This window comes from Allocoprobacillus halotolerans (assembly GCF_024399475.1).
Lineage (GTDB): Bacteria > Bacillota_I > Bacilli_A > Erysipelotrichales > Coprobacillaceae > Allocoprobacillus > Allocoprobacillus halotolerans.
In genome coordinates, this window is record NZ_CP101620.1 from 549,854 (window position 1) to 576,735 (window position 26,882).

The following is a 26,882-nucleotide window of genomic DNA, read 5'->3' on the forward strand; positions in this document are numbered from 1 at the left end:
CTCCTCACTCATTGTAACATACTTATAAAATATTGTATAATAAAAGCAGTTTTCATCGAAGGGAGGTTTTCACTTGTCAATACATTTTACTGAAATGATAAAAAATCAAGCCGTTCTTTCCAAGAAAGAAAAATACAAATTATTATTCAATTAAGTATTCCTACCATTCTTTCACAAATTTCATCAATTATTATGCAATATATAGATGCTGCAATGGTGGGACATTTAGGACCAGATGCTTCTGCATCGATTGGTATTGTATCAACCAGTAGTTGGCTATTAAGTGGACTTTGTAGTGCTATGGCAACCAGTTTTGCCGTACAAGTTGCACAGCTGATAGGTGCCAGTCAATATCAAAAAGCACGACGAACTTTAAAAATGGCACTGATTGTTTCTTGTGTTTTTTCCTGTATTCTTTTATCAATCGGTGTAATGGTGAATCAACATTTATTATATTGGCTAGGATGTGACCCATCCATCTTTGATAACGCTTCAGCATATTTTCTTGTTTTTACATTAAGTTTACCTATTCTTCAAATGAATAGCCTCTGTAGTTCGATGCTGCAATGCAGTGGAAATATGAAAGTGCCAAGTCTTTTAAATGCTGCAATGTGCGGTTTAGATGTGATTTATAATTTTATATTTATTCATTATTTGGGAGTCGTTGGTGCCGCTATTGGAGCCGCTCTTGCACAGCTAACAATATGTATAATGATTCTCTGGTATACAACTCGTTATTCCCCTATGCTCAAATTTAAAAAAGACGAAGCATTTCAATTTGAAAAACCAACCTTAAAAAATGCTTTTCAAATAGGTACACCTTTAGCTTTTGAACATATAGCCATCTGTGGTGCAATGATTATGTCAACAAAAATTATTGCACCTTTAGGAACAATTGCAATTGCTGCCCATACTTTTGCGATTACCGCTGAAAGTTTATGTTATATGCCTGGTTATGGTTTAGAGGCTGCTGCCACAACATTGGTTGGACAATGCATGGGAGCCAAACGCAAGGATTTAGCGAAATCTTTTGCTAATTTTACAGTTGCCTTTGGTGCGATTATCATGGGTATTATCGCTATTATGATGTTTTTTATTGCACCATTGATTTTTCAAATATTAACACCTGATTTGCAAACCCAAACCTTAGCTATAGAAGTTTTAAGAATTGAATTGTTTGCCGAACCTCTTTATGGTGTTTCAATTGTAGCCTCTGGTGCTTTACGTGGTGCTGGTGATACACTTATTCCTAGTTTACTTAATCTTTTCAGTATTTGGGGCGTACGATTATCTTTATCCGTTATTTTGGTTCAAAGCATGGGATTACATGGTGTCTGGTTAGCCATGTGTATTGAACTTTGTGTTAGAGGGATATTACTGTTCTTTCGTCAACAGCGTGGTCAATGGCTTAATAAGTCATTTTAGCTTAGAGAGTATATTTTTGAAACAACCAATGTGTTAACAGGGAAGCAACAAACATATTCCAGAAAAATACCATAGGAAAGTTTTTAAAAAGTGTCCCTAAAAATAGAATTGGCATATCAATAAGTGGCTCTCCACCCATGATAATACGAAATAAAAGAGTTGCTGTTAAACTCATAACTGGACACATCGCTGCAATGGTTCCTGATTAACGTATTAGCTGACAAAAATAAGGTGAATCTTATGGTGAAGTATGATCCTTCATCAATTGTTCACCTTTTTTGTTTCCCCATATATTTGAAAATATAAAGACAATAACTGCCATATAAATTGCTTCCACAGCTGCTTGACCAATAAGCTGATAACTCATAGCCTGAAAACCACCATCATTTAAACATTTGTTATAAGCTTCCATCCCAATTGTCATTGTATACGACATGATTACACCAAAAATAAATCCTTGTTTCTATCATTTTATGATTCCTCCTTATCATCAAAAAAGCGTACCCTATTACATCATAGACTACGCCTTTAGACTTATTTCTATCGATAATGAGGACTACCCTTTTGATAGACATAATATAAACAAAAATAAAATTTTAGCAAGCTTGTCAAAGAAAAAAGTTGCCATATAGCAACTTCATTCTATCTGTATTCTTACGGGAAAATGAATACGATTATAGATATTTGGGACATGCTTATCATACCACAAATAAAAGAAAAATGTTTTCATATTATGAAAATTATCTATCACAAAAATAAATTTCTATCGTAAAATAAACATCATCGTTCTCATTTCTTCCTTCAATCACATAACGATGTCCATCCTCACCCATAAAAAGTTTAACTATTTCTAAAGGTCTAATCTCTTTACGATATTGAATATTGATATCACTTATAAAACATTGATGATGTTTATCAAAATCAATTAAATCTAAAGCCCATTGAATATAACGTGTATTATTCATGTGTTGATTAATATCAACATCACTATATAAGACCCTGCGCTCTAGGATATACTTCATTTCTAAATCTTTTTGAATCATCGGTGGTAAATCTAATAAAGGTTCTTTGGAAACTTCTGGAAATACAATTCCTATTTTTTGTGGCGATACCATTCGCCTTTTTTGAATATCTAACAATGTCCAAACCGATGAACATGTGCCAATAATTTTTTGATTCTTTTTAATATAATAATATCTTGGAAACGATACAAAAGTTCCTTTTGAAATAGCTGTCGATATTTCTATTTCATCATGATAACGAATGGGTTCATCTAAATGTAAATACTGTTTCGCAACAACCCAACCATATCGTGTCATCAATTCTTGATTCCATACACCTAGTTTTACAGCATTCACTGTAGCAATTTGTGCAAATCTGTTTAAAAGATGATGAAAAAATATTCTCCCATATCATCTACTTCATTAATTTCTATTGTTTTTGTTTCATAACTCATTAAATTTTCATCCATAATTTCACTTCCTTAGTCTCTATTATAATAAAAATTGACAAAGATTTCACATATTTTCATTTTTTTCTAGTCGAAAAGCAAAATTATATGTATAATAGAGAAGTATGAAAGGAAGTTGGATTTATGTATGATATCATTTCATTAGTCTTGTCATTTTTCTTAGGACTCATTTTTCTTTGGTTTACATACACTATTGTTAATATTGTTGTAACATTTTTCCGTTGTCGTAAGCAAGATCATTCTTTGCAATTCTGCTTTAATACTGGTGGAAAAATCTTTTATATCATCGCTGCAATTATCTATTTAATTGCAGTGATTGGTGGTCTTGGTCTTATCATTTATGGAATTATCACTGCGCGTATGAGTTATTTCCATAACGGATTAAATATTGCAGCATTCTTTACTGTTGTTTTTGCTTATTTTGCTTCAACAATTGTGCTAGTAGGACGTAAAAATTTAATGGTTGGAAGAATGTTAATAGATTATCGTAAATTAAAAAAGTTAATTTTACTTATAATAATAAAGTGACATTTGTTTATGCTCAAAAAGATTATAGTTTTTCAACAAGATTCATAGATAAAACAAAACTAAGAAAAATGATTTCTCGATAAAATAAAAACACGACGATTCGTGTTTTTATTTTTGCGTTTCAAACTGACTATAATACAAACGATGATAAAATCCTTGTTGTTGTAATAATTCTTCATGCTTCCCTTGTTCAATAATATGTCCATGATTCATAACTAAAATTTGATCTGCTTTTTGAATTGTCGATAAACGATGTGCGACAATAAATGTCGTACGTCCTTCCATCATTAAATCAAAAGCTTCCTGAATTTGTTTTTCCGTACGGGTATCAATAGAGCTTGTTGCCTCATCTAAAATCAGCATTGGTGGTTTCACAAGCATAATACGTGCAATGCATAATAACTGTTTTTGACCCTGAGAAAGATTACCACCATCTTCACTAATCATTGTATCATAGCCATCTTTTAACTGAATAATAAACTTATGAGCATGGGCTTTTTTAGCGGCTTCAATAATTTCCTCGTCTGTAGCTGCTTTTCCATAAGCAATATTTTCTCTAATTGTTCCATGAAATAGCCATGACTCCTGTAAAACCATTCCATATAAGCTACGTACATACTCACGACTCATATCTTGAATATTGATACTATCTATTAAAATATGGCCTTGTTGAGGTTCATAAAATCTCATCAATAAATTAATAAGTGTGGTTTTTCCACAACCCGTTGGCCCTACAATCGCTATTGTTTGACCAGGTTTGGCTTCCACATTTAAATTTTCAATTAATGGTTCATCTGGTTCATAGGAGAAAGCCAAATCTTGAATTTGTACATGTCCTTGGACCTGTGTCAATGTCTGTGTATCTGACTGGCGTAACTCTGATGGTGTATCTAATAAATGGAAAACGCGAGATGCACAGGCTAAGGCTGTCTGTAATTCCGTAAAAACATTCGAAATTTCATTGAATGGTTTTGTATATTGATTTGCATAACTTAAAAAACTTGATAACGCACCAACACTCATATAACCACCAATGACATATAATGAACCAGCTATACAAACACTAGCATAAACGATGTTATTAACAACTCTCGTACTGGGATTAGCTAAAGCTCCTAAAAACTGTGATTTTACACCACTTATATATACACGTTGATTGATTTCTTCAAAACGTTGCTGATTTTTTCTTCATAACCAAACGCTTTAATAACTTTCACACCACCAATCATTTCTTCTACATAAGCTCCAAGTTCACCTCTTAAAGCTAATTGTTCTTGAAAGAACTTATATGTTTTATTGGCAATAATTGTTGCAACAACAAGTGATAATGGTGTTAAAACAATGACAATTAAAGCAACCGTTGCTTGAATATAAAGCATAAAACAAATTGTTCCAATAATTGTTGCTATACCATTAAATAAATGAGTAAATCCTTGTAAAAGACCATCACCAATTAAATCAATATCATTAATCATACGACTTAACAAATCACCATGAGCATGACTATCAATATAACTTAAAGGCAATGTTTCATATTTTTGAAATAACTGATCACGTAAATCTTTTGTAATAGAATAAGTCATACGATTAGATAACCTGACAACCAGCCAATCAAAAATTTCAGCAATCAAAACACTGATTATAATCCATAACATCTTTTGTCCCAATAAATCAAACTCTACGAGTCCCTGACCTATAATATGATCAACAGCTTGACCAATAAATACAGGCGTTAATAATGTAAAAACAATCTGTCCAGAAGAACATATTAAAGCCAAATATAAATATTTCATATATGGGCGACAAAATGATAATAAACGTCCTATCGTTTTTCGATCCATTTATGCCACCTCCTTTGATAATTGTGAAGTTACAATTTGTTGATAAATCTCACAATTTTCCATTAATTCATCATGTTTACCTATTCCAACTAATTCACCATGGCTTAAAACCAAAATCTTATCAGCATGCATAATTGCACTCACACGTTGTGAAACAATAATCGTTGTTTGAGGCAACGAGGCAATAGCTTTTCTTAAGGCAGCATCTGTCGCAAAATCTAATGCACTGGCACTATCATCAAGAATTAAAAGTTCAGGGTTACGTACTAATGCCCTAGCGATAGTTAAGCGTTGTTTCTGGTCGCCGGATAAATTGTGTCCCCCTTGTGTGATAGGACTATATATTCCTTCTTTCCATTCCTCTACAAAAGAAGCCTGAGCCATTTTTAAAGCATATTTCACTTCATCATCCGTTGCGTCTTCTTTTCCGAAACATATATTATCCTTAATAGTTCCAGTAAAAAGTAAAGCTTGTTGAGGTACAAAACCAATCATCTGTCTTAATGATTGTAATCTATAAGATTGAATAGGGCGCTCTTTAATAAAAATCTGTCCTTGCGTAGCTTCATAAAAGCGTGGTATCAAATGGACTAAAGTCGACTTCCCTGAACCTGTTCCACCAATAATACCAATTGTTTCCCTTTTTCAATTGAAAAAGATATATCATTTAAGGCACGACTTCCCTGATAAGAAAAACTAACATGGTCAAAAGTAACTAATGGACCATCATGATTATCTATATTCTGACAACCATCTTGAATAGCAGGTTGAATGGATAAAACTTCTTGAACACGTTTATAACAAGCTGTCGCTTTATTATAAATGACAATCACATTTGCAAATGCAAACATAGACAATAAAATCTGGTTCATATAATTGATTAAAGCAATGACCTCCCCTTGTAAAAGTGTTCCTTCATTTACTTTCGATCCACCCACATATAAAATAACCAAAATAGCACAATTAACTATAACACTTGTACTCGGATTTAAAAGTGCTGAAAGTTTCCCGACTTGCATTTGTATATCTTTTTGTATCTGTGTAGCTTGTTGAAAACGCCCATTTTCCTGTTTTTGTTTAGAAAAAGCACGAATAACACGAATACCCGCTAAATTTTCACGACAAACGAGTGATACATGATCCAATTGTTTTTGGACTTTTAAATAGAGTGGTAATGAGCGTGACATAACAAGATATATGGAAAAAGCTAACAAAGGCGCTGCACAAATAAAAATAAGTGATATCTCTATATTAATACGAAATGCCATAATTAGCGATCCAATAATTAAAAATGGAGAACGTGATGCCAAACGAATTGTCATGGCTACAGCTAATTGTAATTGATTTGTATCATTTGTAATACGTGTCATTAATGATGGAATTCCTATTTCATCTATATTTTCATAATCACAACTATTGATTGCTTTAAACATATCATTTCTTAAATATGTTCCAAACCCTTGTGAAGTTTTAGATGCAAAATATTGACATACCAAAGCACAACTATACCCTAAAATAGCTAAAATAAATAGAAGTACTCCTTTATGTAAAATATATTGTTCATCTTGTGTAGCTACCCCAGAATCAATAATATCAGCTACAACAAGTGGCACCAATAATTCAAAAAAGCTTCTATTAACTTAAAGAAAAAACCAATAATAGCTTGTTTTCGATATGGTTTTAAATATTTCATCCACATTCTTTATCCATCCTTTCTTGATTTATTATAGCGAAAATTGTATTATATGTATAATATATATAAAATATAATTTTCATACTTTTAAAATATGGTGGTAATATGGATATTAAACAAATGATTTATTTTAAAACAATTGTAGAAGAAGGAACGATTTCTAAAGCTGCTCAAACTTTGCATATGGCACAACCTCCTTTGTCCATGCAATTAAAGCAATTAGAAGAAGAACTTGGAGTAACTTTATTAAAAAGAGGTCATCGTAAAATCGAATTAACACAGGCTGGAAAAATTTTTTATAAAAGAAGCTTACAAATGATTTCTTTAAGTGAAACAACATTTCATGAAATCCAAGATATGCAAAATGAAGTTCTAAGAGTTGGTATTACTTCTTCTAATTCAAGTATCCTTCCTATATATCTTTCCCAAAATCCATCTTTTTCACAGCTTTCTTTTCGTATTTATGAAGGAAGTACATATGAAATTATAGATTTATTACTAACACATCATATTGATTTAGGAATTGTTCGTACCCCATTTGACCAAAGTCAGCTCCATTGTCAATCCTTTTTAAGAGAACCCATGGTTGCAATCGGTATTCCCTCACTCTTAAATTCTCATATGGTACATATGTCTGATTATCAAAATAAACCACTCATTGTCCATCAACGTTATTTATCATTGATTACTGATTATTGTCTTAAGCTCCAATTTCATCCCCATATTCAAGTGACTTGTGATGATTCTAGAACATCTATGCAGTGGGCAAAAGCCGGTCTTGGCATAGCCATTGTTCCACAAAGCATCTTATCATTTCACCATGATTCAAAACTTGTCAACGTAATTATTGAGGATGAGGCCTTAAAAACTGATTTAACAATTATTACAAGACCAAATGAGATTTTGAATACATCTATTCAAAAATTAATGCAGCTATTTATTTATTAAAAAGGAGAAAGCATATGCATATAGCACAATTTATAAAATTAGAAATCATTATTTTAAATCTTTTAAAAAACCAAGATTTAACAAGTGAACAAATCTATTGTATCCTTAATAAACATTTTACAATCATTGAAGGAGAACTTCTGGTCTCACTTTTCTTTCTTCATGAAAATCATCTTATTTCTTTTCAAACAGTTGATGACTGTTTCATTTATCATATTGAAGAAGCGGGACTTGTCAGATATACGACTCTAAAAAGGGAATATCAAAATATTCATCAGGCAACGGAGGAATTATTTCAAAATGAAAAGACAAAAATTTAAGAAAAAAGCAGCACAAATATTTTATCGTCAGCTCTATACCACTTTCCCACTCCATAATACTCAAGAGAAAAAGTTTTTAGATTTTTTCAAAAAAAGGCTTATGGAGTATGAAATACAGTATCCAGAAGCAACATATCAAGATTATATCTATCACTTTGGACTCCCTGAAGATATTATTACACTTTTTTATCAGCACCATGATCATCATTACGTGATTTCTCATATGAGATCAAGAAAAATAATAAAATATACAGCTTGTATCATCATTCCTCTTGTGGTGGTTTGTTTAATCTATTTTTTGTACACAACTTATCAAAACTATCAAAATTATATGGAATTTCCTTATTATGAAGAAGAAATTATTTATGATTATGGCACTATCACCATGCATGAATAAAAGACTATAGCTCAATTGATATCACAAATAAGTCCATTCATTAATACATCATCATATGGGTTACTATTGATAAATATTGATTCTAAAACCTAAGAAATTTTAAAAACTGATACAAATGAATTAAGATATTATGGCTATACAAAAGGTGGGTATCCTAGAATGGAGAATCCACCTTTCATATTTATTCAAATGTCTGAGATATTAATGTTCATAAGATAATCAAAAATACAAGATTAACTGATATTCTATATTCATTATTTTTACAAATTTTAATAAATAACAAAATATTGAATTTGAAAATCCTTCTACAACTTTTAATATGGTATTACTCAAGTATCATATAAACATCTGTTTCACTATGTATATCTGCTATATGTAATGCAAGATTGTTTAACTCTTCTTCATTACTTAATTCAATTCTCAATGTTAATTCAGGTGTGAGTGTTCCTAGTACTTTTTTAAGTTGAGTAATAACAATTCTCAACATACCTTTTTTCATACCACGTTCTTCTCCTATTCGTATACCTGAATCTTCAATGTCTTTCCAAAATGACCACATTGCCACGGTTCCTTCTTCTCCTTTCACTCGTTCTAAAATATCAAATCTTTCCGTAAGTATCGCTATCACCCTTGCGGCTGTCTTTGAGACTTCCATCCCTTTGAAATCTTCTTTCTCTTTTCTCCATATCTGATTAACTGTTTTGACGATATTGCGATTATCCTCATTTTTGAGTAGGTGATAGTCCAAATCCTTGATGTCTACAATCTTCATCTTCCAGTCATTTGGCATCCCCTTCAAGCTTTCAGGAATATCCATTCTTTCTACCAGTGACGTGGCTGCTATCCATCTTCCTTCGCCATGAAACAATACGAGGCTGACAACTGGCATGATCTTGTAGCTCTTGTACTCCTTATCTTGCATGTTATAGGTTAATGCATCATAGAGAAGTGTTCTTGACACCATTGTAAAATCAACCTGGTCCTGTGCTTCCAATGCCAAGATAGCCTGTGAATCCTTTCCTTTCCACAACATGATGACATCACGTCTTCTTTCCCTGGAAATATAATTGCCTACAAAGATTTCACTTGTATCCATTCTTTGAAGTTCATCAGGCTTAATGACATTCTGACCGCCATAGAGAATAGCGTTCATCATATCAGCAAAGTGTTCAGGATTTCTGAAGAAATCTCTGATGACATCATCAACTTTCAAATCTTTCATAATGACCTCCTTGCAATATATTCCAGGAGGGTTCATAGACATTATACAACAATATTTGCTTATTGTAAATATACATCATTTTAATAAGAACCATCCTATTATTTATATACGCAATTTTTTTCTATTTTTCTTTTTTATTTCCAACTTTTTACAAAAAAACAGCAATTCTTTTTAATTGCTGTTTAAATACGTTCTTTTAACTTTTTATCTAAATCAATATTAGGTAAAGTAAATCCTCTACCTTTAACACTATGTATTTCACTTCCAATAATAAATGCGGTCGGATCAATCTCCATAACCAAATCATTTATGATAGGATATTCACGGTTATTGACAACACATAAAACTGCATTTTGCTGATCATGAAAGTATCCTGTTGTTACATTGACAAAAGTGCAACCTCTATCAATTTCATTAAAAATAGCTTCTGCAATTTCTTCATAATGGGCTGAAATAACAAGCACTTGAAGATTTTTTTCACCAAAAATAGTGACCTTATCCAATACAATAGCTGTAATAAAGACTGTAATAATTCCATATAAAATACCTTCAAAACTCGTAAAAAATGATTGTCCTAATAAAACAATGACATCAAAAAAATAGACACAGACACCTAAAGATACATGGAATTTTTTGTTGATAATAATAGGTGGAATATCTGTTCCTCCTGTACTATATCCAATTCTAAAAACAATACCACAACCTAGCCCAGTAAATAAACCGGAATAGATGGCTGATAATAACATATCTGAAGTGAGATGTTGTAATTGTGGAATAGATTCAAACATGGCTAAAAAGAATGGAAAAATGATAGAACTGAGAATGGTTCCAGCTGCAAATTTCTTTCCTAAAACCACAAATCCCAATAACAACATCAACATATTAATAATAAAAACAACAGTTGCATAATTCACAGAAATAAATTCACAAATAATCAAAGCAATTCCTGTTGCTCCAGCAACAATTAAATTGGATGGTACAGCAAACACCGCCACCCCAAATGCTAAGACAAGGTTACCTAATAAAACAATTAATGTATCACGGACAAGATGTTTTGCCTGATGCATTCATCATCACTCCTTTACCTGTGATTTCAAATAAGCATATATACAATCATCCAAATCCCCATCTAAAATAGCTTTTGGATTATTAGATTCATATTGACTACGATTATCCTTTACCATTGAATAAGGATGTAAAACATACGAACGAATTTGGCTACCCCATTCTATCGCTTTTTGTTCACCTTTAATCTCATTTAGCTGTGATGCCTGCTTTTCCAACATCAATTGATAGAGTTTTGATTTCAACATAATCATCGCCTGTTCACGGTTTTGAATTTGTGAACGTTGTGATTGACATGTTACTACAATATGTGTAGGAAGATGGGTAATACGAATCGCTGAATCGGTTTTATTGATATGTTGTCCCCCAGCTCCTGAAGCACGATAAGTATCAATACGAATATCATGTGGATCAATTTCAATTTCAATATCATTATCAAATTCTGGCATTACATCAACAGAAGCAAATGATGTATGGCGACGTTTAGAAGAATCAAACGGTGAAATACGTACTAAACGATGAACACCTTTCTCTGCTTTTAAATGTCCATAAGCATTATATCCAACAATACGCAAACTTACTGACTTCAATCCAGCTTCTTCACCATCTAAGTAATCTAAAACTTCAATTTTCCAGCCTTTTTTATCTGCATATCTTTGATACATACGCATTAACATCGCTGCCCAATCCTGTGATTCTGTTCCACCAGCTCCTGGATGGATTTCCAACAAGGCATTGTGATGATCATATTCTCCTGAAAATAAGAGTGTTTTTTCAAAATCATCCATATTCTTTTCAAAAGTGACATAATCTTCGTCTAATACGATTTTAAATTCATCATCATCACTTTCTTTAACATACTGATAAGTTTCTTCTAATTCAGTTAAAGTCGTTATTAAATGTTCATAAGTATCGACTTTCTTTTTCATTTCATTTAATTGATCATATATTTTTCTTGCATGTTCTTGATTATTCCAAAAGTTTTCATCCATTGTTTGAACAGTCAAACCTTCAATTTCTCTTTTCAAACCTTCGATATCAACAGAAATAAAGAGTTCATTGAGTAAAGAACGGGCTTTTTCAAGCCCATCCTTTATTTCATATAATTCCATTAATCCGCTTTAAACTCCAATTCAATTTGTACAGCAGGAATTTGTTTTTCTTGTTCACTACCAGGAGCAATACCCATATGAACAATATTTCTAGTAATATCTTGAGAAATTGATTTCGTCATTTCTTCAAACATATAGAAGGCTTCTTCTGTATATTCTTGTAATGGATCTCTTTGTGCATAAGCACGTAAATAGATACCATTTCTTAATTTCTGCATCGCATCAATATGATTAATCCATGTATGATCAATAACACCTAATAAAATTCTTCTTTCATAATCAAGTTTAATTTCAGCTGGCAAATCTTTATTAAATCTATTTTGATATTGTAAGTAAACAATTTCAGATAAACTATTAGATAATTTCTTAGCATCATGAACCACAACATCTTTATTTTTGGCTGATAAAGAAGCTAATAGCATATAATTTTTAGAAATATAATTCAATACTCCATCTACATCAACATTATTGGCTTTTCCATCATGTTTTGTAAATTGACGAACAGTATTTTCTACAGCCTGTTCAAACATTCCTTTAACAATGGAACTTAAATCAGTCTGTGACATAATATCATCACGTTCTTTATACATGATTTCACGTTGTTGACGCATCACATCATCATATTGCAATAACTGTTTACGAATATCAAAGTTTTGCCCTTCAACACGTTTTTGAGCATTTTCAATAGATTTTGTAACCATCTTACTTTCAATGGCTTCATCTTCTAAGAAAGATCCCATTCTATCTTTCATCTTTTCATTAGCAAATCTTTGCATCAATTCATCTTCAAAAGATACAAAGAACAATGAACATCCAGGATCTCCTTGACGTCCAGAACGTCCTCTTAACTGATTATCAATACGTCTTGACTCATGTCTTTCACTACCAATAACCATCAATCCACCAATTTCTGGTACACCTTCACCTAATTTAATGTCGGTTCCACGTCCAGCCATGTTTGTCGCAATCGTGACAGCACCCATAACCCCTGCTTTTTCAATAATTAAAGCTTCTTTTGCATGGTTTTTCGCATTCAAGACATTATGTCTAATGCCACGTTTATTTAACATCTTACTTAAAAGTTCAGAAGTTTCAACAGAAACTGTTCCTAATAAAATAGGTTGTCCATAGCTATGTCTTTTTTCTACTTCATCACAAATTGCTTTATATTTTGCAGATTGTTTGGCAAAAACCAAATCTGGTTTATCATCACGAATAACAGGTCTATTCGTTGGAATTTCTATAACTCGCATGTTGTAAATCGTTCTAAATTCTTCTTCTTCAGTTTTAGCCGTTCCTGTCATCCCAGCTAATTTATTAAACAAACGGAAGAAATTCTGATAAGTAATAGTTGCTAGAGTGACAGTTTCTTCTTTAATAGGTACGCCCTCTTTAGCTTCCAAAGCTTGATGTAAACCATCACTATAAGCACGTCCTGGCATAACACGCCCTGTAAACTGATCAATAATCATAATACTGGCATTTCTAATATCATGACTCCCATCTTCTGTCGCAATCATATATTCAACATTTAGGCTCATTGTATAGTTTGCTTTTAATGCTTGATTAATGTGATGCACTAAAGCTGTATGTTCAGGATCATATAAGTTTTGAATTCTAAATGCTTTTTCAGCTTTACTGATACCATCTGCTGTCAAATTCACTGTTTTACTTTCAATATCCACTTCATAATCTTTTTCTTCACGCAAAGATTTGACAAATTTATCTGCCTGCACATATAAAGCCGCAGTATTTTTCTTACCACCAGAAATAATTAATGGTGTTCTTGATTCATCAATTAAAATTGAGTCAACTTCATCTACTAAAGCATAATTCAATGGTCTTAAAACCTTATCTTCCATTCTTGTGACCATATTATCTCTTAGATAGTCAAATCCAAGTTCAGCATTTGTTGTATACGTAATATCACAAGCATGTTGTGTACGTTTTTGATCTTTTGTTAATTCACGTTTATTTAAACCAACTGTTAAGCCTAAAAACTCATATACTTTTCCATTGTCTGTTTTATCACGTTCTGCCAAGTAATCATTAACAGTAACAACATGAACACCTTGTCCTGTTAAGGCATTTAAATAAACTGGAAAAATAGATGTTAAAGTTTTCCCTTCACCTGTTTTCATTTCTGCAATATCACCATTGTGTAATGAAATCGCACCCATTAATTGCACTTTAAAAGCCTTTAAACCTAAACGTCTATAAGCTGCTTCACGGACAGTTGCAAAAGCCTCATTTAATAAATCATCTAAAGTTTCACCATTTTGTAAACGTTCTTTAAAGATTTCTGTTTGATGGGCTAATTCTTCATCACTCATTGCTTGATATTGAGGCTCTAAATCCATAATTTGTAAAGCCTGTTTTTCAAGTTTCTTTAATATTTTATTATCTTGTGAAAAAGCCTTTTTAATAGAACCAAATAAACCTTTCTTTTCTTTTTGTGGTGTTGTATTAAATTCAATTGGCTGATTTGATTTTTTAACCACATCATCAAATGTTTCTACAACAACATCTTCACCTAAATCATCATTTAAATCCACAATTTCAGCATTAGGATTTAAACCAAGTTCTTCTAATTCTTTGGCTTCTTTCTTTTTAATTTGTTTTCTAATTTCTTGTTTTTTACTTGCCATGAATAAATCTCCTTTCATGCATACTGAAACATTTCACATTATAGCATATAATCCACAGAAAACAAAGTAAATATCACGTAAATTTATTCCCTCATACAAAAAGGATATGCCTCAACATATCCTCTTGCCAACTAAATTTTTACAACATGCCTAGCTTGTAAACCACGTTCTGTTGAATAGAGTTCAAACTCTACCAATTCACCTTCATTTAAAGATTTATATCCATCTTGTATAATTTGACTATAATGAACAAAAACATCTTTTCCTTCACCACGATCAATGAATCCAAATCCTTTTTCAGCATTAAACCATTTTACTTTACCTTGCATAATCACAACTCCTTTACTTCATGGTTGTGTCTATTATAGATGATTGATTTTAAAAAAGGACTCATATTATGTCGAGAGAATTGATTTTCTTTACACTATTTCCTTGGAAATATATCTTTTTTTAGCGAATAAAGTTTGTATGCACACCTTCTTCACGTTCTGGCATTCCAAATTGTTGTTTTCCAAGCTGAATACTTTTCATCAAGAATGCCATATTATGTCCTAATGTACGCATAATTTGCAATCCTTCTAAGTCTCGTTGCACTTCTTCAGGGGTATTGCCATGCACCATATTCCAATATTGACTTGAAACAATTGGCATTTGAGAAATTGTAAAATATTTATTCAGTTCATCAAATGTTGCGGTTGTTCCAGCACGTCTAGCACTTACGACACTCGCTCCAACTTTCATTGTCTTATCAAATGAACTACCGTAAAACAAACGATCCAAAAAAGCAATCAATGTTCCATTTGCACTGGCATAATAAACCGGTGAACCAATAACCAGTCCATCACTATCTTTCAATTTTTTAGCCACTTCATTCACTTCATCACTAAAAATACATTCTCCTTTTTCTTTACATTGACGACATCCAATACATCCACGTATATCTCTTTGTCCAATAGTGATTAATTCTGTTTCAATACCTTCTTCATTTAATGTTTTTTCTACTTCATGTAAAGCAGTGTAAGTACATCCCTTCAAATGTGGACTTCCGTTTAATAAAATCACTTTCATATCTTTTACTCCTTCTTTATAGATTTATATTTAATTCCAAACATTTCCAATCTTCATCTAACACATGATATATTTCTCTACCAACATCTTCAAAAATAGTTCTTATTTTTTTACCATAAAGACTAATCCCCCTATGATAAGTAATCATTACATGAGCTACCAAATCCATTCATTTTCACAATATAATCACTAAGATTGTTTTTATACCACTCTAAATAGGTCACAGAAAAATGTAATACAAAGTAGGATACACAAAAGGCTTACAGACAGACTTCCTAACAATACTTAATTCAATACAAAATCATTTAATTTCACAATCATATTGATATATTGTGATTTTTCTTTATCAGACATATCATTATTAATCTCAACAATCAAATCAATATCACTTGTTTTATTGTTAAAACAACCCATAATTGCTGAACTACAAAGACATCCCCTACTAGATTATCTCCTAAAATATCTTGACTGCATTTCACGATTTGTTTAGTAATTATCTTCAATGTATTCATACTTGTTATTCTTATTTTTACTTTTCTCATCACCTTATCTTACCATTGGAACATCTACGCGAAATTCCAATTGATTCTTTTACAACATTATAACAAACCCATTCAATAAAATCACTTTTTATTCTTATGTTATAATTATTTTAGTTCTTTTCAAGAAGAGTACTGGAAAACTATAAAACAACGATGAAAAATATTATGAAAAAACAAAAGCTCTAAACAGTCAATAAAAAAGAAGTAACAAGATAATCCGTGTGTTACTTCTATGATAAAATTCTTCATTGATTATTACTATGACATTATTTTAACAATGCGTTTTGCTAGCCATCTCGGCCCTTTATGAGATAAAGGACTATCATCAGAAAAATCAGTTAAACGCAACTTTTTATCAGCAATGCTGTTGGCTTCTTTTTCTGAAATCTGGCCATTTGAGAACTTCATTAAAGCATAAATAAAATCATTTCTAAGACATTCACTTCTTGTTGTATTCATCTACGTCCAACTCCTTTCCATTTTCTATAAGGATAGCTTTTTTCACCTTTAATATATTACAAATTTCTTGGTTGTGCAATGAAAGTTGCTTTTGACTTTCGGTTTATCGTCCTCTCTATCTACAAAACGGACATAATGATTAATGACAGAAAAAGCAGTACGTTCAGCGTCACGATAGGTCAGTAAATCTACAATCGCATAATAGGCTCGTTCATTCTTCATGCGTATTTCAAAACGGTTCTTGATTTCTGTATATTCAACTTCTGTACCATTCTTGACATACTGCTCATAATTCTTCTGATAGGCACACATATATAATTCACTACTTGTTGAACCGAGATATAAGGTTTCGCCTGTATTTTGTGGTGTATCATTTCCATTTTTCTCTGTACCACCGTAATCTTTCTGTTTGCGTAAGTAGGAGATACATTCGCCAGCTTTTGCCTTTAGCTTTGGAATATCCAATATTCCGGTTTTATCATTGATTGCCAAGTCAAGTTGTTTCATCTTACCGCCTGCCGTCATACAATCCAGCATAAAGTCATACCATGAGCGTTCCTGTGCCAATAAATAACTTTCCATTTGCCGACACCCTCTGCCTTTCAGTTCTAACAAAACGCCTAAATGCTCCTGCATGGAACACATGATGTTGATGTCGCCTAAAACATATTTGCTTTCATATCCGTACTTTCCATAATCTTCATAAAGCATATAATCAGCTTTCAGTTGTAATACATCACGAATAATCTTTAATGCATCCGTAATAGAAAAGCGACACGTAAGTAATCAATCAATAAGAATAATGGTTCTTGTGGATTGAAACGCTCAATCTGTTTTTCTATCGTTTGTTTTAGTTCAGCAGAGGAAACAACAGTCCCATTCTCTATCTGATTAAAATATGTACGACTGATACCACAGGCAACAGCAAGTTTTCTTTGTGTTACTCCATATTCTTCACGCTTTTGTCTTAATTCTTTTATAAAGTTTTTATCATTCATTCTAAAATTCCTCCAATCAAAAAAGGCAACTACCATATTTGATAATTGCCTATACTTACATTTCTGCAAAAGAAAAAGACAATCAATTTCTTATTTGAAATCAACTGTCTTTCCTATGTCTTATTCAATTTTATGTGTTAAATGAGTGCCTTTTAGTTAACACCCTGTTAAAAGCGGTTTTGCCTTGTAAATACAGCGTTTTCCGCTTAGTAATGTCTCTTGTCTCTTGTTTTTTGTGCCCCCTTGTTAGATAACGGGGGGCTTACTGTTCGCTCGCAATCTCGCTCAACTGCCGAAGTGAACCAGCCACTAAAATGGCGGAAAAATCTAAAAGATTTTCCCACCACCGTGTCTGGATCACTCCGTCTTTCTATTCATTTCTTATATCCATCTTGTTTAATTCTAAATATTACGAACAATACTTCTTATCAAATAAGGTTTTGCACCTTTCGATAGCTTTTTGTATATATTCATCTTGCACTATATAGTAAATGTATTTTCCTTGTCTTTGACTTTTTACTATACCATTGGCTTTTAATATATTTAATTGGTGAGATACTGCTGAATGAGACATATCTAATTTTTCTGCTAATTCTCCAACACATCTTTTTGTTTTTAATTCAAGAATTATTCTTAATCTTGTATAATCTCCCAGCAATTTGAAAAAATCCACCAATCGCATGTAATCTTCCCCTATAATAAGTTTTTTCATTTTCATCTAAATTACAGATTATGTACCCTTAATGCTCTAATAGCATTTAGTATTGCAATAATCATAACACCAACATCTGCGAAAATAGCAAACCACATATTTGCAATACCTATTGCACCAAGTCCGAGACATGCGAATTTGATAATCAACGCAAAGATAATATTCTGATATACAATTCTAAGACATTTTCTCGAAATCTTGATTGCTTTAGAAATTTTTAGTGGGTCATCATCCATAAGAACGACATCAGCAGCTTCAATTGCCGCATCAGAACCCATTGCTCCCATTGCAATACCAATATCTGCACGAGTCAATACAGGCGCGTCATTAATTCCGTCTCCAACAAAGGCAAGTTTATCTTTCTCTGATTTTACAGAAAGTAGTTCTTCAACTTTTGACACTTTATCTGCTGGAAGTAATTCGCTATATACTTCATCAATTCCAAGTGATTGAGCCACTTGCTCTGCAACACGTTTAGCGTCTCCTGTAAGCATTACCGTTTTTTCTACACCAGCTTTTTTCAATTCTGCAATCACTTCTTTTGCATGTGGTTTTAATATATCAGAAATTACGATATGTCCAGCATATTCACCATTGATTGCCATGTGAATGATTGTTCCAACTCTATGACAATCATAAAACTCCACGCCTATTTGTTTCATAAGTTTGCTGTTTCCGGCAGCTACCTCATGACCATCTACTTTTGCAATAATTCCATGTCCACTGATTTCCTTTATATCAGAAACTCTACTACGGTCTATCTCTTTCCCATAGGCTTTTTGCAAGCTCTTGCTGATTGGATGAGAAGACGCACATTCTGCTAAAGCAGCATATTCCAAAAGTTTCTTTTCTTCCATCTCATTGTGATGAACAGCACTTACTTCAAATACTCCTTGTGTCAAAGTTCCTGTTTTGTCAAATACTATATACTTTGCTTGTGATAAAGTTTCCATATAATTAGAACCTTTAATCAACACGCCTTCTTTACTTGCACCACCGATACCCACAAAAGCTAAGCGGTATACTGATAACCAATGCACATGGACAACTAATTACAAGGAAAGTAAGGGCTCTGTAAATCCATACTCCCCATTGTGCTGTTTGACCTAAGAACAACATTTGTACTAATGGTGGCAACAATGCCAATACTAATGCACCATAACATACTGCTGGAGTATATACTCTTGCAAATTTAGAGATAAAGTTTTCTGATTTGGATTTTCTGGAACTTGAATTTTCCACTAGCTCTAAAATCTTTGAAACTGTTGATTCGCCAAATTCTTTTGTCGTTTGAATTTTTAAAACACCAGTCATATTGATACAGCCACTGATGATTTCATCACCTTGTTTTACATCACGAGGTAAACTTTCACCTGTTAATGCGCTTGTATTAAGGCTAGATGAACCCTCTATTACAATACCATCTAATGGCACTTTCTCTCCCGGCTGAACAACAATTATACTTTCTATACCGACTTCGTCAGGGTCTACTTTTTCTAATTTTCCATTTCTTTCTACATTTGCGTAATCAGGGCGAATATCCATCAATGCACTAATATTTTTACGACTTTTTCCTACTGCGTAACTCTGGAATAATTCTCCAATTTGATAGAATAACATAACAGCGATTGCTTCATTGTAATCTCCACTTCCAGAGTAAATTGCTAGTGCAAAAGCTCCCACTGTCGCCACTGCCATTAAAAAGTTTTCATCAAAAACTTGTCGATTTATAATTCCTTTTCCTGCTTTCTTTAATATATCATAACCGATTATTAAATATGTTGCCAAGTAAAGTAATAATTGCAGAATTCCTGTTACCTGTATCAAATTTAAAGCAATCATCATAACTGCTGCAATAATAATTCTTGTCAACATCTTTTTCTGCTTTTTATTCACAGCTCATTCCTCCTTTTTATTTTATATATGTTTAATTGTTCATATAACCTTTTCAAATTTGCACCCCTTTTGTATTTAGGGGTGCGTTTTTTCTAAAGTTCTATCTCACAATCTGGCTCTACTTTTTTGCAAGCCTTTAAAACATCATTCATAACTGCTTTTAGTTCTTTTCCATCTTCAAACTCTACAATCATTTTTTGTGTCATAAAGTTTACAGTTGCATTTGCTACTCCTGCTGTCTTTTTTGCTGCATCCTCCATAAGATTTGCACAGTTTGCACAGTCAACTTCGATTTTGTAAGTTTTTTTCATGATAAACATCTCCTTTCGTGATTGTATTTAAAACTTCATTCAACAATTAAGCACTTGTTTAATTGTTATGGCTGTAGTATAACCTTAACTTTTCAAAAAAGATAACTAAAACTATAAATCATTGAAAAAAGATACAGCTATTGCCGCCTATACAATTGCTGTATCTTTCCCTTATTATTTCATCTTTTCATTTATTTCTTTTACATAGTTCTTTACATCTTCATCTGTGATTCCAAATTGTTTCAATATCTCTTTTTGTTTTCGACTTAACCCATATCTTCTTACATACTCATTCCTGCTGTCTCTTGTTATCTCTATTTTATTCATCTCATGTATGATTCCCGGTACTGTATAGTCTTTCTTGTTTTTTCTTCTTATTTCCTTTGTCTTTGTGAATACTTCATTTCTAACTATATTTGCCAGGAATGTAATAAAAATCTTTGATTCCATCGATGCATCTCCATGAACTCTGAATTTATTAAAATCCAGTTCACTCTTCAGGCTTCTAAACAGTTTCTCAACTGTATCCCTGTCTCTATATGTTTCAAGTGCTTCCCCTGCACCCATTTCCTGCGTTGTCACTATCGCAAAGTATCCCATCATGTCCGCTTCTTTCTGTATCTTTTCCTTCAGCTTTGTATACTTCCTTAAATATCCGCTATCATCATAATACATCCTGAATCCCTTTTCGAATCTTTTCATGTCTTCTTTTCTGTTGAGCTTTGTCTTTGAAATTCTTTTTCCAGATCCCTTTCAAGCTTTGCGTATGAATTCAAAAGCATACTTCTCTGTTCATTCGCCTTTTCGCCATCATAGTAGATGTGAACATAGTATTCCTTTTCATCATCATACAGTTTTGCCTTCACTGTCTTTCCATAGATTTCATATTTCTCTATATATGCATCTATCTGATTTGCTATGCTGAGCCTATGTCTGGTAATAAGTTCACTAATCTTTTTCTGATTGGTTTTCACCATCATTATAAGGTCATATCCCTTTTTCTCTATATATCTTATGTTTCTGGCACTGAAATATCCTCTATCAAGTATCAGTCCGATATTTTCATATCCATATTCCTTTGCCCTGTCCACCATGTATGTCAGCTGACTGTTGTCGATGATGCTCCCCATATACGTTTCATAGAATAGTGGCGTACCATTTTTCTGATCAATGGAGTAGCTCATATTTACAATCGGTACTTCATCATCATCCTTTGCATGACCTAGTTCTGCAATTTCTATGCCCTCGCTATATGTATTCATGTTGGTGCTGTCATAGCTGATGTATATGGCATCACCTTTATGCATGTTGTTCCATGACTTAAGGAAAAGATCGGTATCTCTGAATTTGATCCTGTCCTTGAGAAGCCTCCCTATGGAAGAATCGCTATATATCTGTTTTGAAAAGACGGGAATTCTCCTCATGAATGATGGAAAATGCTGAATGGCTGTTGTTTCACCAATGATCATATATTGCATGACATCCTTGATAAGAGAGGAATCATCATCGAAGATAGAATCAAGAAGCGATGAAAGACCTGACTCATTCATAATCCTATCAATGACCATTGTATTTCCAATAGAAATGGTATCAGACATTTCAGGTGATTTTTCATTTTCGAACCATTCAGGGAAATAGATTCTAGCATTGTCATTAGGAATCATGAATTCATCATCAATCATCTTTCCAATAAGAACCCTCTTATTTTGATTATGCTTTTTTCCTTGATGTAAATCTTTTCACAATTAAAATAGACATAGTTGTTTCGAGGATAGACAACAGAATTGGCAGGTTTTTTAACAGTAATATTTTTATGAAACATGGCAATCTCCTTTAGTTATTAAGATAACTAAATTATATCATAAATTCAGACAGAATAAAAGCGTAAAAACAATCTTTTTATCGACATTTTTACGCTTTAATAAGTTTATTTTCTATTTAGTTATCTTTTCTTGAAAAGTTAATGGTATAATTCTCTCATAACCTAAAGTCAATAGAGATATGTAATTACCTGCTAAATGGGCGAAACACATTTCTAAACAGGGCAAAATGAAAGGAAGATTGTATATGTCTTATATGAAGTTACCACATAATCATCATAACGAAATTGATAATACTAAATTATTAGAACAGCTTGATGATATTCAGCACTTTCAAATAGTTTCAGAATTATTTAAACAATTAAGCGATCCTACACGCATTCGTTTGTTTTGGCTTTTATGTCATTGTGAGGAATGTGTCCTAAATCTATCTGCAATGATGAAAATGACCAGTCCTGCCATATCTCATCATCTCAGAGCGTTACGAAACAAAGGTTTAGTTTCTAGTAGACGGGTAGGGAAAGAGGTTTACTATAAGTCAGCAAATACAGAGCAAAGTATATTATTACATAAAATGATTGAAAGAATCTTGATGATTACTTGCCCTGAACATAAGGAGTAAATAATATTATGAGCAGCGAAATCGTAACATTAGAAAAAAGTATACAAGAACTTTCTAATAAATATCATATAGTTAGTTATGATTTATATAAAGGTATAAAACTTGCTTTTATGTCATTAACTGGCAACAAACATACTGATGCACATGAGCCGTTAAGACATATCTTAGAAATCAATTACTGCCATAAAGGAAGAATTGGATGGAAAATGTCTAATGGAAATAGTGTTTATTTAGGGAAACATGATTTTTCATTACATACAATGGAATGTTGTTCTACCTCTACGATAACTTTACCTAATGAATACTATGAGGGAATTACCATTTATATTGACTTAAATAGCCTTTTAGAAGAACCACCAGAATTATTAAAAAACACTGGGATTACAGGAAACAGTATACTTGATAAATTTTGTAAAGATGGAAATTTTTCAGCTTTTATTGGTAATGAAGAAACAGACGCTATCTTTTCATCATTCTACCATCAGCCAAAAGAATTTCAGCTTGCCTATTGGCGAATAAAAGTAATAGAACTCTTACTGTATCTAAGTAAATTATCTTTCAATACAGAAAAACGATTGTCTGAATATCAATCTGAACAAGTTGAAATTGTTCGCAGTATACACAAATACTTGTTGGATAATATAAGCCAACGGATAACAATAGATGAAATGGCACGCAAGTATCTTATCAATCCCACTACATTAAAGTCTGTCTTTAAAGCTGTATACGGTACTTCTATTGCCTCACATATAAAAGAACACAGAATGAAAATTGCAACCCATTTGCTAATGGAAACACCAAAAAGTATAAAAGAAATTGCAAAAGAAGTTGGTTATGAAAGCCAAAGTAAATTTTCTAAAACTTTTAAGGAATATTATAATGTTTTACCGACAGAGTATCGAATATTTCATTCAAGCAAATTAAAATAAAAATTGATTCACAATAAAAACCACGCCTAAAAGGCGTGGTTTTCTCTGCGACTATAAGCCTTTGTTACTTGCTCGCGTCTAAAGGCGCTGCTTTCACTTCGTTCAAGCTATCGCTTTTGACTCTCGCTATCCCTCAAAGGGATTATTTCTCTTTCTTAACTGTCTTTTTCTTTTTCTCCTGTTTTTTCTTCTCTTTTTCTATTTCTCTGTCTTCAAATGGATTTTGATATTCTTTCACACTGAGTTTGTCCATCGCTATGTCATGTCGCTCTTGTTCCCTTATATATTTTGCGACCGTTGCATCATTCAATCCCACTGTGCTCACATAATATCCTTCTGCCCAGAAATGTCTGTTTCCATATTTATATTTCAGATTTGCATGTCGATCAAATATCATCAGTGCCGATTTTCCTTTTAGGTATCCCATGAATGATGATACACTTAATTTTGGTGGTATCATCACTAATATATGGACATGATCTGCCATCAGATGCCCTTCTATGATTTCTACTCCTTTATATCGGCATAATGTCCTTAATATCTCTCCTATGTCATTTCTTAGTTGATTATAAATCACTTTTCGTCTATACTTTGGAGTGAAGACGATGTGATATTTGCACATCCACTTCGTATGTGCCAAAGAATTTGTTTTTTGAGCCATACTTTATCACCTTTCCTTTCCTATAATGATAGCTTGAACACTTTCATTATAATGGAAAGGTGATATTTTGTATAACTTTTTATCGCTCCACCCGCATAGCAGGTGGTTTTTTGTTTCGCATACTTTGTATGCTCAACTGACTAAAGTCAATATATTCATACTAGTATGAATATTTAAATAAAAAAAGATATTCATTTGAAATATCTTTTTTATTCTGCAAATCGTATATAGGGCTCTTTCATTTGTTGTAATATCGTTGTAAATTTCTTTCTATCTAATGTCTGTTTTACCTTTTATTACAGTATTTATGCGATGTTTTAGTTATACTCGTATTTTTTTATTGAAAAAAACATATTCATATTAAAAAATATCTTGCTGTACTATCCTTAAAAATAGCCATTATTTTTTAAAAGTGTACATCTCCTTAAAGAAATGTACACTTCAATCAAAAAGAATGGTGTTTGGTAGACAAAACGAGCAGCTCTATACATTGAGGATTTCCCTTTTCAACAAGAGATAGACAAGCTGCTAAAGTAGCAGATGATGTCATAACATCATCAAAAACTAAGACCTTTTTTCCTTGAAGTTGTTCTTGATAATGAATACCGATTTTTTCTTTCACTGTCTTTCTTTCTTCAAATGACAAACGACTTTGTTTATACGCTTCTTTCTTATAAAGTCCCGTAAAAACATGCGATGAAAATGATTCCGCAATACCTTGCATGGGTGCAAAACCTCGCTTTTCATTTTCTTCAATTGAGCTGGGAGCTACTGCAACGATAAAATCGTGATATTTTGTTTTCAAATAGGGTAAATAAGAACATAAAAACGCATCTTTTAAAGCATAGTCATAGAGTCCCTTATATTGATAAAGAAGTGATTTAAAAAAATCATTGTATTTATAAAGAATTCTTAAAGGATGGTGATGAAAAGTTGTTTGAATATCAATAACTTCAAATTGTGCTAAACATTTTTGACAAAGAGGAACTGGACTTAAAAAAGAAACTAAAGAAATTTGCTGCAAGAGGGGTGTATGACAAATTAAACATTCATTGTGTTGAGATCTTTGATAGTATGAATGCATTGTCTTATAGAGGAGGTATGTTCACAGGACAGAATATAAACATGACCTTGAGGATGAGAGATTTTACGTCCTACACGCCCAGCAATTTGAATTAATGTGCGACAATCAAATAAATTATCTTCTCCATGATAAACAATGACTTGCACATCTTCTACTGTAATGCCTCGTTCCAGCAATGTTGTAGATACAATCACATCTATATCGCCATTTTTCAAGGCTTCTAGATTTTCTTGATTATGCTTATGCATAGAAGACACGCCTTTCACTCTAAAGCAACGTAATTGGTGAACCACTTTATCAACATCCTTGACAAAAGGAACATAAATAATTACTTTCTTCTTCCATTTCCAGAGTAAAAGATGGATTATGAAAATTTGTAAACAACGAGGACAAATCATCAATCGAGGTACTGGAAGATCATAGCCATGGTATCTTCGATTCATTATTAGTAATTCTTCTTGATGAATATCCTCTTTCACAAATGTTGCACTGAGTTTTACATAATTTCCTCTACAACAATTTGTAAAAATTTCCTGTAAAACACGATTTCCATAAAACGGAAATGCGTCCACTTCATCAGCAATAATTAAATCAAAACCAGTACTTTCAAAACGATATAACTGATGCATGGTACAAATGATAAACTGTGCTTCAATATTTTCAGTGTGCCCACCATAAACTAAGCCAATATCAACAAATCGAAAGGAATGATAAATTCTTTGATACAACTCTTTAACGAGTTCTTTTCTAGGGATACAAAAACAGACACGATGACCTTGTTCAAGGGCATACTGAATAAGTTCAAAGACAATCTCAGTTTTTCCTGAGCCACAAACAGCAAGAACTAAAGAATGAAGTTGGTTTTGGTAATTTTCCACAAGTTGTCTGGATATTTGTTTTTGTGATGCAGACAATTCAAAATCAAGATGATATTGAACTGCTTTGGATGGATATTGAAAACCTTCAGGCACGATCTTTTCATCAACAAAAACACGATGGAAAGCAATACATTCTCGACAATAGTACTTTCCGTTTAACTTGTATAAACGATTAACATTTCGATTATGACATCTTGGACATTCCACTTTTCATCACCCACTAGTATCATAG

General features: G+C 32.5%; 32 protein-coding genes and 1 pseudogene. 7 read left to right on the forward strand and 26 right to left on the reverse strand.

Translation table 11 applies throughout. The features are described from left to right. Positions 1-165 precede the first annotated feature (165 nt). A complete protein-coding gene (locus tag NMU03_RS03440) occupies positions 166-1,425 on the forward strand; it encodes an MATE family efflux transporter (protein ID WP_290142272.1) in 1,260 nt (419 codons plus the stop codon). 238 nt (positions 1,426-1,663) lie between these two features. Here NMU03_RS03440 and NMU03_RS03445 read toward each other — a convergent pair whose 3' ends face one another. Next, positions 1,664-1,861 carry a hypothetical protein gene (locus NMU03_RS03445; protein ID WP_290141300.1) on the reverse strand — a complete coding sequence of 66 codons (198 nt, stop codon included), beginning with the start codon at positions 1,859-1,861 and terminating at the stop codon, positions 1,664-1,666. Between the two features lie 304 nt (positions 1,862-2,165). Continuing rightward, positions 2,166-2,783, reverse strand: a complete 618-nt coding sequence (locus NMU03_RS03450) for an acyl-[acyl-carrier-protein] thioesterase (protein ID WP_290141301.1) — start codon at positions 2,781-2,783, stop codon at positions 2,166-2,168. A gap of 236 nt (positions 2,784-3,019) precedes the next feature. Between NMU03_RS03450 and NMU03_RS03455 the strand changes: the two genes are divergently transcribed. Next, positions 3,020-3,424, forward strand: a complete 405-nt coding sequence (locus NMU03_RS03455; protein WP_290141302.1) for a hypothetical protein — start codon at positions 3,020-3,022, stop codon at positions 3,422-3,424. A gap of 108 nt (positions 3,425-3,532) precedes the next feature. Here the strand turns inward: NMU03_RS03455 and NMU03_RS17535 are convergent, their stop codons facing one another. From NMU03_RS17535 to NMU03_RS03470, 4 genes and pseudogenes are all read right to left on the reverse strand, one after another. Further along, positions 3,533-4,447, reverse strand: coding sequence for an ABC transporter ATP-binding protein (locus tag NMU03_RS17535; RefSeq protein WP_353956677.1), 915 nt, complete (start codon positions 4,445-4,447; stop codon positions 3,533-3,535). A gap of 3 nt (positions 4,448-4,450) precedes the next feature. Continuing rightward, positions 4,451-5,265: pseudogene (locus NMU03_RS17540) on the reverse strand (ABC transporter permease); the annotation flags it as partial. After that, positions 5,266-5,850 carry an ATP-binding cassette domain-containing protein gene (locus NMU03_RS03465; RefSeq protein WP_290141303.1) on the reverse strand — a complete coding sequence of 195 codons (585 nt, stop codon included), beginning with the start codon at positions 5,848-5,850 and terminating at the stop codon, positions 5,266-5,268. 5 nt (positions 5,851-5,855) lie between these two features. Beyond that, entirely contained in the window at positions 5,856-6,878 is a 1,023-nt protein-coding gene (locus NMU03_RS03470) for an ABC transporter permease (protein WP_290142273.1), read from the reverse strand. A gap of 185 nt (positions 6,879-7,063) precedes the next feature. Between NMU03_RS03470 and NMU03_RS03475 the strand changes: the two genes are divergently transcribed. The 3 genes from NMU03_RS03475 to NMU03_RS03485 are packed head-to-tail and all read left to right on the forward strand — an operon-like array spanning position 7,064 to position 8,623. After that, the gene (locus NMU03_RS03475; RefSeq protein WP_290141304.1) at positions 7,064-7,906 is read left to right on the forward strand and encodes a LysR family transcriptional regulator; all 843 of its coding nucleotides are present in this window, start codon (positions 7,064-7,066) and stop codon (positions 7,904-7,906) included. A 14-nt stretch (positions 7,907-7,920) separates the two neighbouring features. Then, positions 7,921-8,226: a hypothetical protein gene (locus NMU03_RS03480; RefSeq protein WP_290141305.1), complete on the forward strand. Its 306-nt coding sequence runs from the start codon at positions 7,921-7,923 to the stop codon at positions 8,224-8,226. Continuing rightward, positions 8,207-8,623 (forward strand): DUF6120 family protein, encoded by a 417-nt coding sequence (locus NMU03_RS03485; RefSeq protein WP_290141306.1) that lies wholly within the window; start codon positions 8,207-8,209, stop codon positions 8,621-8,623. The genes NMU03_RS03480 and NMU03_RS03485 overlap by 20 nt, the downstream gene beginning before the upstream one ends. Before the next feature lie 325 nt (positions 8,624-8,948). Here NMU03_RS03485 and NMU03_RS03490 read toward each other — a convergent pair whose 3' ends face one another. The 17 genes from NMU03_RS03490 to NMU03_RS03560 form a co-directional block, all read right to left on the reverse strand. Next, the gene (locus NMU03_RS03490) at positions 8,949-9,845 is read right to left on the reverse strand and encodes an Rpn family recombination-promoting nuclease/putative transposase (RefSeq protein WP_290141307.1); all 897 of its coding nucleotides are present in this window, start codon (positions 9,843-9,845) and stop codon (positions 8,949-8,951) included. A 182-nt stretch (positions 9,846-10,027) separates the two neighbouring features. Then, positions 10,028-10,912 (reverse strand): YitT family protein, encoded by an 885-nt coding sequence (locus tag NMU03_RS03495; protein WP_290141308.1) that lies wholly within the window; start codon positions 10,910-10,912, stop codon positions 10,028-10,030. Between the two features lie 6 nt (positions 10,913-10,918). Next, positions 10,919-12,022, reverse strand: a complete 1,104-nt coding sequence (gene prfB, locus NMU03_RS03500; RefSeq protein WP_290141309.1) for a peptide chain release factor 2 — start codon at positions 12,020-12,022, stop codon at positions 10,919-10,921. Beyond that, on the reverse strand, positions 12,022-14,670 hold the full coding sequence (secA, locus tag NMU03_RS03505; protein WP_290141310.1) for a preprotein translocase subunit SecA: 2,649 nt from the start codon (positions 14,668-14,670) through the stop codon (positions 12,022-12,024). The genes prfB and secA overlap by 1 nt, the downstream gene beginning before the upstream one ends. 131 nt (positions 14,671-14,801) lie before the next feature. Further along, positions 14,802-14,999: a cold-shock protein gene (locus tag NMU03_RS03510; RefSeq protein WP_087244131.1), complete on the reverse strand. Its 198-nt coding sequence runs from the start codon at positions 14,997-14,999 to the stop codon at positions 14,802-14,804. 121 nt (positions 15,000-15,120) lie between these two features. Next, a complete protein-coding gene (locus tag NMU03_RS03515; RefSeq protein ID WP_290141311.1) occupies positions 15,121-15,738 on the reverse strand; it encodes a flavodoxin family protein in 618 nt (205 codons plus the stop codon). A 374-nt stretch (positions 15,739-16,112) separates the two neighbouring features. Further along, positions 16,113-16,250 carry a hypothetical protein gene (locus tag NMU03_RS03520; RefSeq protein WP_290141312.1) on the reverse strand — a complete coding sequence of 46 codons (138 nt, stop codon included), beginning with the start codon at positions 16,248-16,250 and terminating at the stop codon, positions 16,113-16,115. 288 nt (positions 16,251-16,538) lie between these two features. Then, positions 16,539-16,739, reverse strand: coding sequence for a hypothetical protein (locus NMU03_RS03525; protein ID WP_290141313.1), 201 nt, complete (start codon positions 16,737-16,739; stop codon positions 16,539-16,541). Positions 16,740-16,787: 48 nt separating this feature from the next. Continuing rightward, positions 16,788-17,504 carry a replication initiation factor domain-containing protein gene (locus NMU03_RS03530; protein WP_494337169.1) on the reverse strand — a complete coding sequence of 239 codons (717 nt, stop codon included), beginning with the start codon at positions 17,502-17,504 and terminating at the stop codon, positions 16,788-16,790. Next, a complete protein-coding gene (locus tag NMU03_RS18180) occupies positions 17,489-17,737 on the reverse strand; it encodes a helix-turn-helix domain-containing protein (RefSeq protein ID WP_494337164.1) in 249 nt (82 codons plus the stop codon). Before NMU03_RS18180 ends, NMU03_RS03530 begins: the two co-directional genes overlap by 16 nt. Before the next feature lie 409 nt (positions 17,738-18,146). Then, the gene (locus NMU03_RS03535; RefSeq protein ID WP_290141314.1) at positions 18,147-18,419 is read right to left on the reverse strand and encodes an ArsR/SmtB family transcription factor; all 273 of its coding nucleotides are present in this window, start codon (positions 18,417-18,419) and stop codon (positions 18,147-18,149) included. Positions 18,420-18,460: 41 nt separating this feature from the next. Next, on the reverse strand, positions 18,461-19,423 hold the full coding sequence (locus tag NMU03_RS18185) for an HAD-IC family P-type ATPase (RefSeq protein WP_494337165.1): 963 nt from the start codon (positions 19,421-19,423) through the stop codon (positions 18,461-18,463). 10 nt (positions 19,424-19,433) lie between these two features. Next, entirely contained in the window at positions 19,434-20,345 is a 912-nt protein-coding gene (locus NMU03_RS18190) for an HAD-IC family P-type ATPase (RefSeq protein ID WP_494337166.1), read from the reverse strand. Positions 20,346-20,437: 92 nt separating this feature from the next. Then, entirely contained in the window at positions 20,438-20,656 is a 219-nt protein-coding gene (locus NMU03_RS03545) for a cation transporter (protein WP_290141315.1), read from the reverse strand. Positions 20,657-20,830: 174 nt separating this feature from the next. Beyond that, positions 20,831-21,358 carry an IS1634 family transposase gene (locus NMU03_RS03550; RefSeq protein WP_290141316.1) on the reverse strand — a complete coding sequence of 176 codons (528 nt, stop codon included), beginning with the start codon at positions 21,356-21,358 and terminating at the stop codon, positions 20,831-20,833. Next, the gene (locus NMU03_RS03555; RefSeq protein ID WP_290141317.1) at positions 21,355-22,338 is read right to left on the reverse strand and encodes an IS1634 family transposase; all 984 of its coding nucleotides are present in this window, start codon (positions 22,336-22,338) and stop codon (positions 21,355-21,357) included. The genes NMU03_RS03550 and NMU03_RS03555 overlap by 4 nt, the downstream gene beginning before the upstream one ends. Beyond that, positions 22,335-22,478: a hypothetical protein gene (locus NMU03_RS03560; RefSeq protein WP_290141318.1), complete on the reverse strand. Its 144-nt coding sequence runs from the start codon at positions 22,476-22,478 to the stop codon at positions 22,335-22,337. Before NMU03_RS03560 ends, NMU03_RS03555 begins: the two co-directional genes overlap by 4 nt. A 245-nt stretch (positions 22,479-22,723) precedes the next feature. On the opposite strand from NMU03_RS03560, the gene NMU03_RS03565 reads away from it, so the two are divergent. Both NMU03_RS03565 and NMU03_RS03570 read left to right on the forward strand, forming a co-directional pair. Beyond that, entirely contained in the window at positions 22,724-23,098 is a 375-nt protein-coding gene (locus NMU03_RS03565; RefSeq protein WP_290141319.1) for an ArsR/SmtB family transcription factor, read from the forward strand. Between the two features lie 8 nt (positions 23,099-23,106). Continuing rightward, positions 23,107-24,027, forward strand: a complete 921-nt coding sequence (locus tag NMU03_RS03570) for a helix-turn-helix transcriptional regulator (RefSeq protein WP_290141320.1) — start codon at positions 23,107-23,109, stop codon at positions 24,025-24,027. Positions 24,028-24,169: 142 nt separating this feature from the next. Here the strand turns inward: NMU03_RS03570 and tnpA are convergent, their stop codons facing one another. From tnpA to NMU03_RS03585, 3 genes are all read right to left on the reverse strand, one after another. Further along, on the reverse strand, positions 24,170-24,688 hold the full coding sequence (gene tnpA / locus NMU03_RS03575; protein WP_290141321.1) for an IS200/IS605 family transposase: 519 nt from the start codon (positions 24,686-24,688) through the stop codon (positions 24,170-24,172). A gap of 445 nt (positions 24,689-25,133) precedes the next feature. Further along, a complete protein-coding gene (locus NMU03_RS03580) occupies positions 25,134-25,712 on the reverse strand; it encodes a phosphoribosyltransferase family protein (RefSeq protein WP_290141322.1) in 579 nt (192 codons plus the stop codon). Positions 25,713-25,729: 17 nt separating this feature from the next. After that, positions 25,730-26,857, reverse strand: coding sequence for a helicase-related protein (locus tag NMU03_RS03585; RefSeq protein WP_290141323.1), 1,128 nt, complete (start codon positions 26,855-26,857; stop codon positions 25,730-25,732). Positions 26,858-26,882 lie beyond the last annotated feature (25 nt).